The organism is Cellulomonas fimi, assembly GCF_012952065.1.
Taxonomy (GTDB): domain Bacteria; phylum Actinomycetota; class Actinomycetes; order Actinomycetales; family Cellulomonadaceae; genus Pengzhenrongella; species Pengzhenrongella fimi_A.
Genome location: NZ_JABCJJ010000003.1, coordinates 161,406 through 178,100 on the forward strand (window position 1 = coordinate 161,406; position 16,695 = coordinate 178,100).

Annotated in this window: 15 protein-coding genes; 8 read left to right on the forward strand and 7 right to left on the reverse strand. The window is 72.5% G+C overall.

The window, feature by feature from the left end; translation table 11 throughout:
- Position 1: 1 nt before the first annotated feature.
- Together HIR71_RS03515 and HIR71_RS03520 are read right to left on the reverse strand one after the other, a co-directional pair.
- Positions 2-1,642 (reverse strand): ABC transporter permease subunit, encoded by a 1,641-nt coding sequence (locus HIR71_RS03515; protein WP_169323473.1) that lies wholly within the window; start codon positions 1,640-1,642, stop codon positions 2-4.
- Between the two features lie 111 nt (positions 1,643-1,753).
- The gene (locus tag HIR71_RS03520; protein ID WP_169323475.1) at positions 1,754-2,974 is read right to left on the reverse strand and encodes a sugar ABC transporter substrate-binding protein; all 1,221 of its coding nucleotides are present in this window, start codon (positions 2,972-2,974) and stop codon (positions 1,754-1,756) included.
- Between the two features lie 180 nt (positions 2,975-3,154).
- Between HIR71_RS03520 and HIR71_RS03525 the strand changes: the two genes are divergently transcribed.
- The 4 genes from HIR71_RS03525 (at position 3,155) to HIR71_RS03540 (ending at position 7,301) form a co-directional block, all read left to right on the forward strand.
- On the forward strand, positions 3,155-4,192 hold the full coding sequence (locus tag HIR71_RS03525; RefSeq protein WP_169323477.1) for a LacI family DNA-binding transcriptional regulator: 1,038 nt from the start codon (positions 3,155-3,157) through the stop codon (positions 4,190-4,192).
- Between the two features lie 82 nt (positions 4,193-4,274).
- Complete coding sequence (locus HIR71_RS03530) at positions 4,275-6,038, forward strand: glycoside hydrolase family 13 protein (RefSeq protein ID WP_169323479.1); 1,764 nt, start codon at positions 4,275-4,277, stop codon at positions 6,036-6,038.
- 57 nt (positions 6,039-6,095) lie between these two features.
- A complete protein-coding gene (locus HIR71_RS03535; RefSeq protein WP_169323481.1) occupies positions 6,096-6,515 on the forward strand; it encodes a hypothetical protein in 420 nt (139 codons plus the stop codon).
- 81 nt (positions 6,516-6,596) lie between these two features.
- On the forward strand, positions 6,597-7,301 hold the full coding sequence (locus tag HIR71_RS03540; RefSeq protein ID WP_211373722.1) for a DUF6766 family protein: 705 nt from the start codon (positions 6,597-6,599) through the stop codon (positions 7,299-7,301).
- Between the two features lie 9 nt (positions 7,302-7,310).
- Here HIR71_RS03540 and dusB read toward each other — a convergent pair whose 3' ends face one another.
- The gene (gene dusB, locus HIR71_RS03545; protein ID WP_311836059.1) at positions 7,311-8,474 is read right to left on the reverse strand and encodes a tRNA dihydrouridine synthase DusB; all 1,164 of its coding nucleotides are present in this window, start codon (positions 8,472-8,474) and stop codon (positions 7,311-7,313) included.
- A 12-nt stretch (positions 8,475-8,486) separates the two neighbouring features.
- Entirely contained in the window at positions 8,487-9,872 is a 1,386-nt protein-coding gene (locus tag HIR71_RS03550; RefSeq protein ID WP_169323484.1) for a glycine--tRNA ligase, read from the reverse strand.
- 125 nt (positions 9,873-9,997) lie between these two features.
- Here HIR71_RS03550 and HIR71_RS03555 point away from each other — a divergent pair, with 125 nt between their 5' ends.
- From HIR71_RS03555 to HIR71_RS03570, 4 genes are read left to right on the forward strand one after another with little or no spacing between them, the layout of a single operon-like run.
- The gene (locus tag HIR71_RS03555) at positions 9,998-10,885 is read left to right on the forward strand and encodes a metal ABC transporter substrate-binding protein (RefSeq protein WP_249051522.1); all 888 of its coding nucleotides are present in this window, start codon (positions 9,998-10,000) and stop codon (positions 10,883-10,885) included.
- Entirely contained in the window at positions 10,882-11,658 is a 777-nt protein-coding gene (locus tag HIR71_RS03560) for a metal ABC transporter ATP-binding protein (RefSeq protein WP_169323488.1), read from the forward strand. Before HIR71_RS03555 ends, HIR71_RS03560 begins: the two co-directional genes overlap by 4 nt.
- The gene (locus HIR71_RS03565) at positions 11,658-12,554 is read left to right on the forward strand and encodes a metal ABC transporter permease (RefSeq protein ID WP_169323490.1); all 897 of its coding nucleotides are present in this window, start codon (positions 11,658-11,660) and stop codon (positions 12,552-12,554) included. Before HIR71_RS03560 ends, HIR71_RS03565 begins: the two co-directional genes overlap by 1 nt.
- A gap of 6 nt (positions 12,555-12,560) precedes the next feature.
- Positions 12,561-13,166, forward strand: a complete 606-nt coding sequence (locus tag HIR71_RS03570; RefSeq protein WP_311836060.1) for a DedA family protein — start codon at positions 12,561-12,563, stop codon at positions 13,164-13,166.
- Positions 13,167-13,168: 2 nt separating this feature from the next.
- Here HIR71_RS03570 and HIR71_RS03575 read toward each other — a convergent pair whose 3' ends face one another.
- From HIR71_RS03575 to leuA, 3 genes are all read right to left on the reverse strand, one after another.
- Positions 13,169-14,005 (reverse strand): isoprenyl transferase, encoded by an 837-nt coding sequence (locus HIR71_RS03575; RefSeq protein ID WP_169323492.1) that lies wholly within the window; start codon positions 14,003-14,005, stop codon positions 13,169-13,171.
- Complete coding sequence (gene recO, locus HIR71_RS03580; protein ID WP_169323494.1) at positions 14,005-14,736, reverse strand: DNA repair protein RecO; 732 nt, start codon at positions 14,734-14,736, stop codon at positions 14,005-14,007. Before recO ends, HIR71_RS03575 begins: the two co-directional genes overlap by 1 nt.
- 94 nt (positions 14,737-14,830) lie before the next feature.
- Positions 14,831-16,588, reverse strand: a complete 1,758-nt coding sequence (gene leuA / locus HIR71_RS03585; protein ID WP_249051523.1) for a 2-isopropylmalate synthase — start codon at positions 16,586-16,588, stop codon at positions 14,831-14,833.
- Between the last annotated feature and the right edge of the window lie 107 nt (positions 16,589-16,695).

The window sequence follows — 16,695 nt, forward strand, 5'->3', positions numbered from 1 at the left end:
GTCAGCTCATCTCCTCGAGCTTGCGGGTCTGCCGGAAGGCGAGCGCCGAGACCGTCGCGACGATCACGAAGATCACGATCGCCAGGGCGCTCGCGAGGCCGTAGTTCTTGGGCGCGGTGCCGTCGACGCCGGAGATCGAGTAGACCATCGAGATCAGGATGTCGGTGTCCCCGAGAGGGACGGAGGCGTCGGTGAATCGCGGCCCACCCTTGGTGAGCATGTAGATGAGGTTGAAGTTGTTGAAGTTGAACGCGAACGACGAGATCAGCAGCGGGGCCGTCGCGACGAGCAGGAGCGGCATGGTGATGTACCGCCAGGTCGTGAGGCCACCCGCGCCGTCGATCTCGGCCGCCTCGTTGACGTCCTTGGGGATCGACTGCAGCGCTCCGGTGCAGATGAGGAACATGTACGGGAAGCCGAGCCACAGGTTGACCCCGAGCACCGACAGCTTCGCGAGCCACGGGTCGGTGAGCCAGGGGATCTCCGCGCCGCCGAGCAGCACGTCGTTGACGAACCCGAACCGACGGTTGAGCAGGCCGGACCACAGCAGCGCCGCGAGGAACCCCGGGATCGCGTACGGGAGGATCATCAGCGTGCGGTAGATCCTGCGGCCCTTGACCCGCTCGTCGTTGAACACGATCGCGAGGAACAGGCCCAGCAGGAAGGTGGTCAGCACGGACAGCACCGCGAAGGCGAACGTCCACGCGAGGATCTTGACGAACGGCCCCGCGTAGCGCGGGTCGCCGAACGCCGTCGTGAAGTTGTCGAACCCGACGAGGACGCGCCACCCCACGTTGAGCGTCGTGCCGTCCTCCGCCTCGAACAGACCCTCGTCGTTGGGCCGGTAGACCGTGCCGGTGGTGACGTCCGTCATCGTGTCGGCCGACTCGTCGTACTCGAGGACGGACGTGTAGACGAACCCCGTGCGGGCGTCCTGCGTGCGGATCGAGCCGTCCCCGGGGTCGGCGGACACCGGGACCCGCAGCGTCGTGACGTCCTGCTGCCGCTCGAGCACGCCTTGACGGGACAAGACCTCGTAGCCCGGCACGGCCGTGACGGTGTCGCCGTCGACCTCGGCGTCCTCGACGGCGCGCAGCGGCTCCTGTGCCTGTCCCACCCGCACGTCGCCGTCGTCGTCCACGATCGCGAAGGCGAGCTCCCCGCCGGCGTCGAGCACGGTCAGGGGGTAGGAGTCGGACCCCTCGACGCGCCGCTCGTTCTGGATGAGCAGTGCCTCGATCGCGTCGGACTTCGTCGAGTTGTGCCCGTCCCCGTAGTTCGTGAAGGCGACGAAGCCCGTGTAGAGGACGACGAAGATCTGGAACACGAGCAGAAAGGCGAGCCCGGGGAAGATGTACTTGAGCGGGACCGTGCGCCGGCTGAAGTAGATCCAGTTGGCGGCCGCGAGCAGCGCGACCATCGCCCAGAGGATGCCGAACGACCCCTCCGCCCAGGCGGCCAGGACGACGTAGACGCCGATCGCGTCGACGAGCGCCATCAGCACGAGCTTGACGAAGAACCCACGGGTGAAGCTCCGGGCCGGGGACTCGTCGAGGGACCGGCGCCGACCGGCTCGCGGGGGTGCCTGGGGTGGTTCCGCCGACGTCGGGACGTCGGTCCTCGTCGACCGGGTCGTGCTCATCCGTACCTCCGTGCGGCGGGCCGTGGTGAGGTGCGCGTGGCGCGCAGCCGGTCTGTGCACCGGCTGCGCGCCACGGCGTCCGTGGGGCTCCCCGAGACCCGGGGAGCCGGGTCAGCCGATCGCGCCCTGGATGTCCGCGACCATCTTCTGCCAGCCCGCGACCGGCTCGACCGCGCCCTTGACGATGTTCGCCTCGGTCACGCCCCAGAAGGCCCACACGGAGCCCATCTCGGGGATGGACGGCATCGGGACGGCGTCCGAGCCGACCTCGCGGAAGCCCGCGGTGATCGGGTCGGCCGACGCGGCGTCGGCGGCCGCGATGAGAGCCGGCGGACGGTTCCCGGCCTCGTAGAGGGCGAGCTGCGCCTCCTCGGTGGCCATGAAGTTCACCAGGAAGTCGTTCGCGAGCAGAGCGTTGTCGCTCTGCGCGTTGACGTAGAAACCGGGGACGCCCACGAACGGCTGGGCGGGCTGGCCGCCGGCGCTCGGGATCGGGTCGACCGCGAGCTCGAGGCCCTCGAAGCTCTCGATCATCCACGGGCCGCCGACGATGAACGGCGACTGACCGTTCTTGAACGCCTCGACCGCGATGTCGTAGGAGATCGTGGGGTCGAGGACCTTGGCCGCACCCTGGGCCGCGAGCCACTGGGCGAAGGCCTCGCCGCCCGCACCGCCGAGCGCGAGCTCGGCCGCGTAGGAGCCGTCCTCGTTCTGCGTGAAGACCGGGGCGCCGAAGGAGGTCTGGAGCGGGTACATCGTGTAGGGGTCCCCCTCCTCGCCCATCTGGATGAGGATCGGGTACTGCGTGCCGGCGGCCTGCCCGGCGGCCACGGCCTCGTCCCACGTGGCCGGCGCGGCGGGTGCGAGCGCGGTGTTCCGGATCAGGGCGATGTTCTCGACCGCGTACGGCAGGCCGTAGACCTGGCCGTCCTGCGTGAACGCCTCGATCGCGACGGGCTCGAACTCGTCGACCTTGTCGCCCAGCTCGATCGGGGCGACGACGCCGCCCGAGGTCATCTCGCCGAGCCAGTCGTGGGCGCCGACCGTGATGTCGGGGCCCTCACCCGTCGGGACCTGGGCGAGGAAGTCGGCGCGGATGTCGTCGAAGTTCTTCAGGACGGTCTCGACCGTGGTGCCGGTCTCGGCCTCGAAGTCCGCGGCCGCGGCCTCGACGGCGGCCTGGCGCGTCTCGTCCACCCAGACGGTGAGCGTGCCGCCGTCCGCCGCGGCCGAGGTGGTCTCCTCCTCCGCGGGGGTCTCGGCGCCGCCCGAGCAGGCCGCCAGCGTCAGCGACAGGCCGAGGGCCGCCGCGAGAGTGATGCTCCGTCGCATCGGGGTTCTCCAAGCGATCGAATGTGTCGGCCGCCGTGGGATGGTCCGGTAGGTCGGCCCTGATGCGTGTGACGCTAGCCGCGCCCTGGCGCGCTTGCAAGCCGTTGCGGTAACTTTCAGGTCTCGCTTTCACCGCGGTGCGAGGACGCACCGCGGACGCCCTCGCCACGAGGAGGTCCGGTGTCCCCGACACCGATCCAGTCCCGCACCCGCTTGGCCGACCTCGCCGAGCAGGCGGGCGTCAGCACCGCGACGGTCTCGCGCGTGCTCAACGGCAAGCAGGGCGTCTCTGCGCAGACCCGCCAGGCCGTGCTCGCCGCGCTCGACGTCCTCGGGTACGAGCGCCCGGACAAGCTGCGCACGCGGTCGGCCGGGCTCGTCGGCCTCGTCGTCCCCGAGCTGACGAACCCGGTGTTCCCGACCTTCGCCCAGTTCATCGAGTCGATGCTCTCGGCACGCGGCTACACGCCCCTGCTCTGCACGCAGTCCCCCGGCGGCACGACCGAGGACGAGTACGTCGAGATGCTCCTCGAGCACCGCGTCGACGGCATCGTCTTCGTCTCCGGCCTCCACGCCGACACCACCGCGAGCCGCGAGCGCTACCACCAGCTGCGCAGCCGCGGTCTGCCGATCGTCCTGGTCAACGGCTACGCCGAGGGCGTCGACGCCCCGTTCGTCTCGACCGACGACGCCGCGGCGATGGAGCTCGCCGTGCGGCACCTCGTCTCGCTCGGGCACCGCGACATCGGGCTCGCGATCGGGCCCGACCGCTTCGTGCCGGCCCAGCGCAAGGTCGCGGCGTTCGCCGACGGGCTGCGGCGGCACCTCGACGTGGCCGACGCCGACCCGCACGTCGTGACGACGCTGTTCACCGTCGAGGGCGGCCAGGCCGCGGCCGCCGAGCTCATCACGGCGGGGCACACGGCGATCGTGTGCGGCTCGGACCTGATGGCCCTCGGCGCGATCCGGGCGGCCCGTGCGCGTGGTCTCGTGGTCCCCGCGGACGTGTCCGTGGTCGGGTTCGACGACTCCCCCCTCATCGCGTTCACCGACCCCCCGCTGACGACGATCCGCCAGCCGGTCATGGCGATGGGCGAGGCAGCGGTGAGCGCGCTGGTGGCCGAGATCGGCGGCACCCGGGCGCCGCGCACCGAGCTGCTCTTCCACCCCGAGCTCGTCGTCCGCGGCTCGACGGGCGCGGCGCCCGCCGTACGCTGAGACGCGACGTGCGCCCGCGGTCGACCGCGACCCGGCGCGCCCCCGGGGCGACGCCCCCTCCCGACGACGGCAGGAACCCTTCGTGACCGACTCGCGCCTTGATCTCGTGACGACCACCACGCTCGTCCACCCGCCGAGCGGGCCGCACGCCGAGTGGTGGCGGCGGGCCGTGATCTACCAGGTCTACCCGCGGTCGTTCGCCGACTCCTCGGGCGACGGGATCGGCGACCTGCCCGGCGTCACCGACCGGCTCGAGCACCTGGCCGCCCTCGGCATCGACGCCGTCTGGCTCTCGCCGTTCTACCGCTCCCCGCAGGCCGACGCGGGGTACGACGTGGCCGACTACCGCGACGTCGACCCGATCTTCGGCACCCTCGGGGACTTCGACGACCTCCTGGTGCGGGCGCACCGCCTCGGGATCCGGGTGATCGTCGACCTCGTGCCGAACCACACCTCCGACGAGCACGCCTGGTTCAGGGCAGCCCTGGCGGCCGGGCCCGGCAGCCCCGAGCGCGCGCGGTACGTCTTCCGCGCCGGCAAGGGCCCCGACGGGAGCGAGCCGCCCAACAACTGGACCTCGGTCTTCGGCGGCCCCGCCTGGACCCGGGTCGACGACGGCGAGTGGTACCTCCATCTCTTCGACACCCGCCAGCCGGACCTGGACTGGGAGCACCCCGAGGTCCGCACCGAGTTCGAGGACGTGCTCCGCTTCTGGCTCGACCGCGGCGTCGACGGGTTCCGGATCGACGTGGCGCACGGGCTCGTGAAGGCACCGGGACTGCCCGACTGGGACGGCGAGGTCTCCATGATCGAGGGCAGCGACGCGGTCCCCGGCGCCGACGCGGGCGACACGGACCTCGTGGAGGAGAGCGCGGCGGGCGCCGGCAACCGCGGCCCGATGTTCGACCAGGACGGCGTCCACGAGATCTACCGCGACTGGCACCGCGTCCTCGCCGGGTACGAGGGCGACCGCGCACTGGTCGCGGAGGCCTGGGTCGAGCCGCTCGAGCGCCTCGCGCGGTACGTCCGTCCCGACGAGATGCACCAGGCGTTCAACTTCTCGTTCCTCACCACGCGGTGGGACGCGGCGGCTCTGCGCCGGGTCGTGACGGCGTCGCTCGAGGCGAACGACGCCGTCGGCGCCCCGACGACCTGGGTGCTCTCCAACCACGACGTCGTCCGGCACACCTCGCGGCTCGGCCTGCGCGACGCCGGGTCCCGCCCCAAGGGGATCGGCCACGACGACGAGCAGCCCGACGAGGAGCTGGGCCTGCGGCGCGGGCGCGCGGCGACCCTCCTCATGCTGGGCCTGCCCGGCTCGGCGTACCTGTTCCAGGGCGAGGAGCTCGGGCTGCCCGAGCACACGGCGCTCGACGACGACCTGCGGCAGGACCCCGCCTGGTGGCGGTCCGGGCACACCGAGCGCGGTCGCGACGGCTGCCGGGTCCCGCTGCCGTGGGCCGCGGACGCACCGGGCTTCGGGTTCTCGCCGACCGGCGCGACGTGGCTGCCCCAGCCCGCGTCCTGGGCGAGGTACGCGCTCGACGCCCAGCGCGGCGTCGCCGGGTCGACGTACGAGCTGTACCGGGCCGCGCTCGACCTGCGGCGCGACCTCGAGCTGGGCACCGGCTCGCTCGGCTGGGTCGACGGGCTGCCGGGGGCGGACCCGGCGACCACGCTGGTGCTCGCCAACCGCGCGGTGCTCGTTCTCGCGAACCTCGGCGCGGGGCCGGTCGCCCTGCCGGAGCGCGCCGAGGTGCTGGTCGCGAGCGGCCCGCTCGAGGGCACGACGGACGCCGTCTCGGTGCCGGCGGACACGACGGTCTGGGTGCGCCTGCCCGGCTGACGTCCGCCGTCTCCTGCTGGACGGGCGCCCGAGGACGGACGTCGGTACGGTCACGGGATGGGGACCGTGCAGCGCAGGAGGCTGCCGGCCTGCGCGTTCACCGCCGGTGCGGTGCTCGCCGTCGCGGGCTGCGCCTCGCTGAGCCCCGACCCGAGCGCAGCGGCGAGCGTCGCGACGCAGCTCCACCAGGCCGTCGCGGACGGCGACGGCGAGGCCGCCTGCGCCCTGCTGGCTCCCGCCGTGATCGAGGAGCTCGAGGACGAGTCGGCCGCGGACTGCGCGGTCGCGGTCCTGGAGGCCGAGGTCCCCGCCCCCTCCGACGTGCTCGAGACCCACGCCTACGGACGTCAGGCGCAGGTGACGACGGGCCGGGACGTCGTGTTCCTCACCGTGTCCGGCGCCCGGTGGGTCGTCACGGCCGCGGGCTGCACGCCCCGGCCGGAGCGGCCGTACGACTGCACCGTCTCGGGAGGCTGACGTGCGCGTCCTCTACGTGACCTGCCTCGTCGGGGTGCTCCTCGGCCTGGCGTACTTCGCGACGATCGGGCTGCTGCAGCGATGAGCGCGACGACGGGCGGGCGCGGCCGGGTGCGCACCGCGCTGCGAGAGAACGGCCTCACGCTCTTCTTCGGCGGCATCTTCCTCGCGGCGCTGACCGGGCAGGCCGCGACCGGGGTCGCGTTCTACAACGGCGAGCAGCTGGGCGCCGGCCTCGAGCCCGTCACGTTCTGGCGGTACGTCACGTCCTCGTCGTTCGCGGTGGACGTGGCCGAGAACTGGCAGTCGGAGTACCTGCAGTTCCTGCTCTACATCGTCGCGACGGTGTGGCTGCTGCAGCGGGGGTCGCCCGAGTCCAAGGAGCTGGACAAGCCGGGACGTGAGTCGGACGAGACGCAGCTCGTGGCCGAGCACTCGAACGACGACTCCCCGGCCTGGGCCCGGGTCCGGGGCTGGCGGCTGTCGGTCTACTCGCACTCGCTGAGCCTGGTGATGGGGCTGCTCTTCGCCCTCTCGTGGCTCGTCCAGTCGATCGCCGGTGTGAGTGCGTTCAACGAGGTGCAGCTGCGCGACCTGCAGGACCCGGTGACATGGTCGGAGTACCTGACGCTGCCGGAGTTCTGGAACCGGACCCTGCAGAACTGGCAGTCGGAGTTCCTCGCCGTGGCCAGCATGGTCGTCCTGGCCATCTACCTGCGCGAACGCGGCTCGCCGGAGTCCAAGCCCGTGGGTGCGGCGCACGACGACACCGGGATGACGGGCTGAACGGGCGGCTCAGCCGCCCGAGACGCTGAGCTCGGCCTCGTGCAGGGCCCGGCGGAAGTCCTCGCTCAGCTCGCGCGAGTCGAGCCAGCCGGCGGGCAGCGACGGGCGCTTGGGCGACCCGGCGCGCCCGCGCTGCCCCTCGGCCGCCTCCCCCGGGTACGGCTGGTCGAGATCGAGCGTCGCGAGCAGGTCGTCGAGCTCGGTCAGCGTCGACACCAGGCCGAGCGCGGCGCGGAGCTGCCCACCCACCACGTAGCCCTTGAGGTACCACGCCATGTGCTTGCGCATCTCGCGCAGCGCCTTGCTCTCCTCGCCGAAGTGCTCGACCATCAGCTCGGCGTGCCGGCGGATCACGGTCGCCACCTCGCGCAGCCCGGGCCGCACGCGCTCGTCGGACCCGGCGAACGCCGCGGCCAGGTCCGCGAACAGCCACGGCCGGCCCTGGCACCCCCGGCCGACGACGACGCCGTCGCACCCGGTCCGCTCGACCATCGCCAGGGCGTCCTCGGCGGACCAGATGTCGCCGTTGCCGAGCACGGGGATGTCCGTCACGGCCTCCTTGAGTCGCGCGATCGCCTCCCAGTCGGCTGTCCCGGAGTAGTAGTCGGCCGCGGTGCGCGCGTGCAGGGCGACCGCCGCGACCCCGACGTCCTGCGCGACCCGGCCGGCCTCGAGGTACGTGAGGTGGTCCGCGTCGATGCCCTTGCGCATCTTCACGGTCACCGGGACGCCGTAGGGTGCCGCGGCGTCGACGGCGGAGCGGACGATCGAGGTGAACAGGTCCCGCTTCCACGGCAGCACCGCTCCCCCGCCCTTGCGCGTCACCTTGGGCACGGGGCAGCCGAAGTTGAGGTCGACGTGGTCTGCGCGGTCCTCGGCGGCGATCATGCGGACCGCGGCGCCCACGGTCGCAGGGTCGACGCCGTAGACCTGGACCGACCGCGGCTTCTCGTCGGGCTCGTGCGAGATGATCCGCAGCGACTCCTCCCCGCGCTCGACGAGCGCCCGCGAGGTCACCATCTCCGCGACGTACAGCCCGGCGCCGCTCTCGCGGCACAGTCGGCGGAACGCGGCGTTCGTGACACCTGCCATGGGCGCCAGCACGACGGGGGTGTCGATGCTGAGCGGCCCGATGCGCAGCGGCGGCAGGAGACGCGTGGAGGTGACTGTCACCGCACCAGTGTCTCAGGCTCCCAGGAGGTGCGACCCGAGGTAACCGGCGACCTTGTCGAGCGAGACCCGCACCTGCGACATGTCGTCGCGGTGCCGGATCGTCACGGCCTGGTCCTCGAGCGTGTCGAAGTCGACCGTGAGGCAGAACGGCGTGCCGATCTCGTCCTGGCGGCGGTACCGGCGGCCGATGGCGCCGGCGTCGTCGAACTCGACGTTCCACTGCCGGCGCAGCGCGGCCGCGAGGTCGCGCGCCTTCGGGGACAGGGCCTCGTTGCGCGAGAGCGGCAGGACCGCCGCCTTGACCGGGGCCAGACGCGGGTCGAGCCGCAGCACGGTGCGCGTGTCGACGCCGCCTTTCGTGTTGGGTGCCTCGTCCTCGGTGTACGACTCGACGAGGAACGCCATCAGGGACCGGGTGAGTCCCGCGGCCGGCTCGATCACGTACGGCACCCAGCGCTCGTTCTTGGCCTGGTCGAAGTACGACAGGTCCTGACCGGAGTGCTCCGTGTGCGTCGTGAGGTCGAAGTCGGTGCGGTTGGCGATGCCCTCGAGCTCGCCCCACTCGCTTCCCTGGAAGCCGAAGCGGTACTCGATGTCCACGGTGCGCTTGGAGTAGTGCGAGAGCTTCTCCTGCGGGTGCTCGTAGTGCCGCAGGTTCCCGCGAGCGATGCCGAGGTCGGTGTACCAGTCGGTCCGCGCGTCGATCCAGTACTGGTGCCAGGTCTCGTCGGTGCCGGGCTCGACGAAGAACTCCATCTCCATCTGCTCGAACTCGCGGGTGCGGAAGATGAAGTTCCCGGGCGTGATCTCGTTGCGGAAGGACTTGCCGATCTGGCCGATGCCGAACGGCGGCTTCTTGCGCGACGTCGTCATGACGTTCGCGAAGTTCACGAAGATGCCCTGCGCGGTCTCGGGCCGCAGGTAGTGCAGGCCGGACTCCTCCTCGACCGGGCCGAGGTACGTCTTGAGCATCATGTTGAAGTCGCGGGGCTCGGTCCACGCTCCCCGGGTCCCGCAGTTCGGGCACGCGAGGTCCGCGAGGCCGTTCTCGGGCGCGCGCCCCTTCTTCTGCTCGAACTCCTCGACGAGGTGGTCGGCGCGGAACCGCTTGTGGCAGCTCGTGCACTCGGTCAGCGGGTCGGTGAAGACCCCGACGTGCCCCGACGCGACCCACACCTGGCGCGGCAGGATCACGGAGGAGTCCAGCCCGACGACGTCGTCACGGCTCTGGACCATCGTCCGCCACCACTGCTTCTTGATGTTCTCCTTGAGCTCGACGCCGAGCGGCCCGTAGTCCCAGGCGGACCTCGTGCCTCCGTAGATCTCCCCCGAGGGGAAGACGAAGCCACGGCGCTTGGCGAGGGAGATGACGGAGTCGAGACGGGAGGGCGCAGCCACGGAGGATCACCTTCGGCAGGGCCCCGACCTGGCTGGCCGGGGGCGGACGTCACAGGCTACCGGGACGACCGGAGGCGACGGCGCGTCCTTTGACAATCATTCTCAGCGAACTGAGAATGATTGTCATGACGCCACGTTCCCGCGCTGCCCTGACCGTCGTCGCCGCCTCGGCCCTCGTGCTCGCCGGGTGCGCGACGTCCGACCCGGAGAGCGCCCCGGCCGACGACGGCGTGGACGGCGCAGGCGTCGAGGTCCTGGCGTCCTTCTACCCGCTCCAGTACGTCGCCGAGCGCGTCGGCGGCGACGGCGTCGTCGTCGACACGCTGACGCCGCCCGGCGCGGAGCCGCACGACGTCGAGCTCTCGCCGCGCCAGGTGCGCACCGTCGGGGAGAGCGACCTGGTCGTCTACCTCTCCGGGTTCCAGCCGGCGGTCGACGAGGCCGTCACCGCTCGGACCCCCGGTCGCGTCGTGGATGCGGCCGAGGTCGTCGGCGGGTCGCTCGACCAGCACTTCTGGCTCGACCCCGAGCTGCTCGCCGCCGTCGTGGCGCCCGTTGCCGCTGCGCTCACCGAGATCGACCCCACGCGCGCAGACGACTACGCGAAGAACGCGGCGGCGCTCGAGGGGGAGCTCGCCGACCTCACCGCCGAGCTCCAGGCGGGCCTCGCGTCGTGCGAGCGGAAGGTCGTCGTGACGCCGCACGAGTCGTTCGGCTACCTCACGGCGAAGCACGGTCTGGAGCAGGTGGGGATGTCTGGGCTCGACCCCGACTCGGAGCCGTCGCCGGCCCGGCTCCGCGAGATCGGTGACATCGTCCGCGCCGAGGGAGTGACCACCATCTTCAGCGAGCCGCTGGGTGACCCCGAGGTCGCCCGGACGCTCGCGTCCGACCTCGGGATCGAGGTCGGCGTGCTGGACCCCCTCGAGAACCAGACCGACCCGGACTCGGACTACCGTGGCGTCATGGAGCAGAACCTCCGCGTCCTGCGCGACGCGCTCGGATGCGCATGACGGCCGCCGTCCTGGCGCGCGGCGTGCGGGTCGTCCTCGGCGGCAACGAGATCCTGCGCGGGGTCGACGTCACCGCCCAGGACGGTGAGGTCGTGGCGCTGCTGGGAGCGAACGGCTCCGGCAAGTCGACCTTCGTGCGGGCCCTCGTGGGTGCCGTACCGCTCACGTCCGGTCAGGTCGAGCTGCTCGGCCGTCCGCTCGGCCCCGCGGTCCGCTGGGAGCGGATCGGCTACGTGCCGCAGCGGGTCAGCGCCGCGACGGGTGTCCCCGCGACCGCCGGGGAGGTCGTGACCTCGGGTCTGCTCCACGGGCGCCGGCTGCGCCCGCCACGTCGCTCGCGCACGGCCGTGCGCGACGCGCTCGAGCTCGTGGGCCTCGCGGACCGGGTCGACCGGCCCGTGCGCGAGCTCTCCGGAGGTCAGCAGCAGCGCGTTCTCATCGCACGGGCGCTGGTGCGCGACCCCGAGCTCCTGGTGCTGGACGAGCCGGTGGCCGGCGTCGACCTCACGAGCCAGAAGGCGTTCGCGTCGACGCTGACGACGCTCGCCGCCCGCGGCCGGACGGTCCTCGTCGTCCTCCACGAGCTGGGGGCGCTCGCACCGCTCGTCCAGCGCGCCGTCGTCCTGCGCCACGGTGCGGTCGTCCACGACGGCGCGCCCCCCCAGCCCACGCGCGAGCACGGAGGGGCCGACCACGACCACGTGCACCCGCACGATCCTGCCGATGACCTGGCGGGCGAGGGCCCGGTCGGCCTGCGGGGGTGGGGGCCCTGATGGACGAGCTCGCCGGCATGGTCGGCGACCCCCTGATGCAGCGGGCCTTGCTCGCCGCCCTGCTGGTGGGACTGGCCGCGCCCGTGGTGGGCACCTACCTCGTGCAGCGCCGGCTCAGCCTGCTGGGAGACGGCGTGGGGCATGTCGCGCTGACCGGGGTCGCGCTCGGCTGGCTGGTCGGGAGCGTCATGGGGCTCGTGCCGCAGGACGCCCTCGCGGTGCCCGGCGCGATCGTCGTCGCCGTGATCGGTGCCGTGGTCATCGAGCTCGTGCGCGAGCGCGGGCGCACCAGCGGCGACGTCGCGCTGGCGCTGATGTTCTACGGCGGCATCGCGGGGGGCGTGCTGCTCATCTCGATCGCGGGCGGGACCAGCGCCAACCTCATGGCCTACCTGTTCGGCTCCATCTCGACCGTCTCGAGAGGTGACCTCGGGCTCACCGTCGCCCTGACGGCGCTGATCCTCGTCGTCGGGGTGGGCCTGCGCACCGCGCTCTTCGCCGTCTCCCACGACGAGGAGTTCGCCCACGCCGCGGGCCTGCCCGTCCGGGCCCTCAACGTCGCGACCGCCGTGGTCGCCGCGCTCACCGTGACCGTGTCGATGCGGGTCGTCGGGCTGCTGCTCGTGAGCGCGTTGATGATCGTCCCGGTGGCGGTCGCGCAGCTCGTCGCGGCGTCGTTCGCTCGGACGATGAGCCTCGCGATGGCGATCGGCGTGGTTGTGTGCGTCACCGGGCTGTCGTTGACCTACTGGTACGACCTCTCCCCCGGCGCCACGATCGTGGTGCTCGCCGTCGGCGTCTACACGGTCGTGGCGCTCGTGCGCCCCCTGGTCCAGCGACGCCGCCCCGTCGACCCGCACCCGCAGGTGCCGGACGACGTGCGGGTGGCGGCCTGACCCGCAGTGGGGGGCATCCCGACCTTCCTCGGCCTGGCGGAGCTCAGCTTCCCGCGCCTGGTCGCGGCGCTCTTCGTGGTCGTGCTGCTGCGGGCGCAGGCCACGTACTGGCTGGGCCGCGCGGTGGCCTCGACCGTGCGGTCACGGGCCCGGCGTGCCGCGCGCGGCGGCGGCGGCGACCTACGTCACCGCGCGGGGGCGGGGCTCGCTCGACGGTGGGCCGACGTCGCCGCCCGCGTGGAGCGGTGGTCGCACGGCCCGGGTGGACGGCGGGCCGTGGCTCTGCTGCAGCGCTGGGGACCGGTCGCGGTCACGTCGAGCTTCCTCACCGTCGGCGTCCAGACCGCCGTGAACGCCGCCGCCGGGCTGACGCGCATGCCGTTCCGGCGGTACCTCGTCGCCATGGTCCCCGGCTGCCTCGCGTGGGCGTTCGTCTACGCGACCGTGGGGTTCGGGGCGTTGTACGGCGCCGTGGCCGTGGCCGCGGGCTCTCCGTGGGCCGTGTCGGGGGTGGTCGTCGTGCTGGTCGCCGTCGTCGCGGTCGTGCTGCGACGCCGCCGTCGGATGGCCGGGGCGCAGGGCGTGGAGCGCGATACCGCGGGTTCCCGGTAGCGTCACCCCGAGCCCGGCAGGTCCGCCGCCCCCCCGTACCGGCGGTCGCGACGCGCGTACACCTCGACGGCGCGCCACAGCGAGCGGCGGTCGACGTCGGGCCAGAGCTCGTCGAGGAAGACCAGCTCCGCGTAGGCCGACTGCCAGATCATGAAGTTGGACGTCCGCTGCTCGCCCGAGGTCCGCAGGAACAGGTCGACGTCCGGCAGGTCGGGCTCGTCGAGGTGCGCGGCGACGGTCCGCTCGGTGATGCGCTCCGGGTCGAGGCGGCCCGCGGCCACCTCCCGCGCGATGGCGCGGGTGGCGTCGGCGATCTCGGCCCGTCCCCCGTAGTTCACGCACATCGTGAGGGTGCACACGTCGTTGTCACGCGTGAGCCGCTCGGCCTCCTCGAGCTCGGCGAGGACGGAGCGCCAGAGCCGCGGGCGTCGGCCGGCCCACCGGACCCGCACGCCCCAGTCGTGCATGATGTCGCGGCGACGTCGGAGCACGTCGCGGTTGAACCCCATGAGGAACCGCACCTCGTCGGGCGACCGCTTCCAGTTCTCGGTCGAGAAGGCGTACGCGGAGACGTGCGTCACGCCGATCTCGATGGCGCCCGCGACGACGTCGAGCAGCGAGGCCTCGCCCGCCTCGTGGCCCGCGGTGCGCGGGAGCCCCTGGGCGTTGGCCCACCGGCCGTTGCCGTCCATCACGATCGCGACGTGCCGCGGGACAAGCTCGGGCGGGATCGCGGGCGGTCGGTCGCCCGACGGGTGCGCGGGCGGCGACACGACGACGTGCGGAGCCGTGCGCGCGCGGGCGCCCGGCTCGGGGCGCCGGCGGATTGCCCCGGCCATCAGACGCGCTCGACGAGGCGCAGCGAGCGCAGCTGCCGCTCGAGATGGAACTGCAGGAACGCCGCGACGAGCCCGTCGGCCTCGCGACGGTGCCGCTCGTGGCTCGCGTCCGCGGGTCCCCACTCGCCGCTCAGGAGCGCCGCCAGGAGCACGAACGTCTCCGGGGCCGGTGCGGTGGCGCCCGGCGGCCGACAGCGTCCGCACACGGCACCCCCCTGGGCGACCGCGAACGAGTGGTGCGGGCCGGGCGCACCGCACCGCGCGCAGTCGGTGAAGCTCGGCGCCCAGCCGGCGACGGACAGCGCACGCAGGAGGTAGGAGCTCAGGACGAGGCCGGGCGCGTGGGCGCGCTCGGCGAGCGACCGGATCGCCCCGACAAGCAGCCGGTACTGCGGCAGCGCCGGCTCGCCCTCGGCCTCGACGAGCCGCTCCGCGGTCTCGAGCATCGCGGTGCCCGCCGTGTAGAGCGCGTAGTCCTCGCACACCGGGCGACCGAACGGCGTGATGGTCTCGACCTGGGTGACGATGTCGAGGTTGCGCCCCGCGTGGAGCTGGATGTCGACGTGCATGAACGGCTCGAGTCGCGCACCGAAGCGCGACGACGTCCGGCGCACGCCCTTGCCGACCGCGCGCACCTTGCCGTGCGACCGGGTCAGGAGGGTGACGATCCGATCGGCCTCGCCCAGCTTCTGGGTGCGCAGCACGATCGCCTCGTCGCGGTAGAGGCTCACCGGACCATCGTCTCCCGCGCTGCGGGCGTCCGCGGGTTCGCCGCAGCACCGGCGCGGCGACGTCGCGCCCGTCCCGGGACCCGCCGTTCGCGAGTCAGCGCAGCGCCCGGTTGACGGCCGAGACGATCGCCTGGAGCGACGCCGTGGTGATCGAGGGGTCGATCCCGACGCCCCAGATCACCTGGTCCTTGACCGAGCACTCGACGTACGCCGCCGCGCTCGCGTCGCCGCCCTCGGCCAGCGCGTGCTCGGCGTAGTCCAGCACCGCGACGTCGACCCCGAGGCCGGCGAGCGCGTCGACGAACGCCGCGATCGGACCGTTGCCCGAGCCCTCGAGCGTGATCGGGGAGTCGCCGTCGAGGAGGTCGACGCTGAGGCTGTCGGCGCCGTCGGCCACGCTCTCGGTCCGGACGCCGCGGAGCGTGAACCGACCCCAGCGCTCGAGCCCCGAGCCCTCCTCGACCGGGAGGTACTCGTCGCTGAAGATCTGCCACAGGTCGGTCGCGCTGACCTCGCCGCCGGCGACGTCGGTGAAGCTCTGGACCGCGTGCGAGAACTCGATCTGGAGTCGACGCGGCAGGTCGAGGTGGCGCTCGTGCTTCATCAGGTACGAGATACCGCCCTTGCCGGACTGCGAGTTCACCCGGATCACGGCCTCGTACGTGCGACCGACGTCCTGCGGGTCGATCGGCAGGTACGGCATCGCCCAGGCGAAGTCGTCGACCCCGACGCCGGCGTCGGCGGCCTTGGCCTCGCGCGCCTCGAACGCCTTCTTGATCGCGTCCTGGTGCGAGCCGGAGAACGACGTGTAGACCAGGTCGCCCCCGTAGGGGTGGCGCGGGTGCACGTCCATCTGCGTGCAGTGCTCGACCGTGCGCCGGATCTCGTCGATCTCGGAGAAGTCGATCTGCGGGTCGATGCCCTGGCTGAAGAGGTTGAGGCCGAGGGTCACCAGGTCGACGTTGCCCGTCCGCTCGCCCTGGCCGAACAGGCACCCCTCGACCCGGTCCGCGCCCGCCATCAGCGCCAGCTCGGCGGCCGCGACCGCCGTGCCGCGGTCGTTGTGCGGGTGGACCGAGAGGGCGATGTGCTCGCGCCGCGTCAGGTTGCGGCTGATCCACTCGATCTGGTCGGCGTAGGTGTTCGGCGTCGCGCGCTCGACCGTCGCGGGGAGGTTGAGGACGATCTCGCGCCCCTCCTGAGGCTCGTAGACGTCCATGACCGCTTCGCAGACCTCGAGCGCGAACTCGAGCTCGGTGTCGGTGAAGATCTCGGGCGAGTACTCGAAGCCGAAGACCGTGTCCTCGTCGAGCAGCTTCTCGGCGAGGTCGACGACGTCGCGCGTGCCCTTGGTCGCCAGCCCCTTGGTGCCGTCACGGTCGTTGCGGAACACGATCTCGCGGAAGACGGGCGCGGTGGCGTTGTACAGGTGGACGGTGCCGCGCGGGGTGCCCACGAGCGACGACACGGTCCGTTCGATGAGGTCGGTGCGCGCCTGCGTGAGGACCGAGATCGTCACGTCGTCCGGGATCGCGCCGTCCTCGATGATCGAGCGCACGAAGTCGAAGTCCGTCTGGCTCGCGGCCGGGAAACCGACCTCGATCTCCTTGTAGCCCATCCGGACGAGCAGGTCGAACATGCGCCGCTTGCGGCGCGGGTCCATCGGCTCGATGAGCGCCTGGTTGCCGTCGCGGAGGTCGGTCGAGAGCCAGCGGGGCGCCGCGGTGATCCTCCGGGACGGCCATGAGCGGTCGGACAGGTCGATCCCGTCGAGACCGGAGAACGGCCGGTACTTGTGGACCGGCATGGTGGTGGGGCGCTGCGCCCCACGGACCTGGGAGTCGTGTCGCATCAGAGAGTTCCTTCGGATCGTCGGTTCGACCGGAGCACGACGACCACCGCGACGAGGGACCGGTCGGTCAGACCTCGCCGCGGCGACGAAGGAGGAGTCGCACCCCG

Coding starts and splice junctions, on each gene's coding strand:
- HIR71_RS03560 (WP_169323488.1), top strand. CDS start 10,882: ATGACGGCCGCCGTCCTGGCGCGCGGCGTGCGGGTCGTCCTCGGCGGC.
- HIR71_RS03555 (WP_249051522.1), top strand. CDS start 9,998: ATGACGCCACGTTCCCGCGCTGCCCTGACCGTCGTCGCCGCCTCGGCC.
- HIR71_RS03575 (WP_169323492.1), bottom strand. CDS start 14,005: ATGGCCGGGGCAATCCGCCGGCGCCCCGAGCCGGGCGCCCGCGCGCGC.
- HIR71_RS03535 (WP_169323481.1), top strand. CDS start 6,096: ATGGGGACCGTGCAGCGCAGGAGGCTGCCGGCCTGCGCGTTCACCGCC.
- HIR71_RS03565 (WP_169323490.1), top strand. CDS start 11,658: ATGGACGAGCTCGCCGGCATGGTCGGCGACCCCCTGATGCAGCGGGCC.
- leuA (WP_249051523.1), bottom strand. CDS start 16,588: ATGCGACACGACTCCCAGGTCCGTGGGGCGCAGCGCCCCACCACCATG.
- HIR71_RS03520 (WP_169323475.1), bottom strand. CDS start 2,974: ATGCGACGGAGCATCACTCTCGCGGCGGCCCTCGGCCTGTCGCTGACG.
- HIR71_RS03515 (WP_169323473.1), bottom strand. CDS start 1,642: ATGAGCACGACCCGGTCGACGAGGACCGACGTCCCGACGTCGGCGGAA.
- HIR71_RS03540 (WP_211373722.1), top strand. CDS start 6,597: ATGAGCGCGACGACGGGCGGGCGCGGCCGGGTGCGCACCGCGCTGCGA.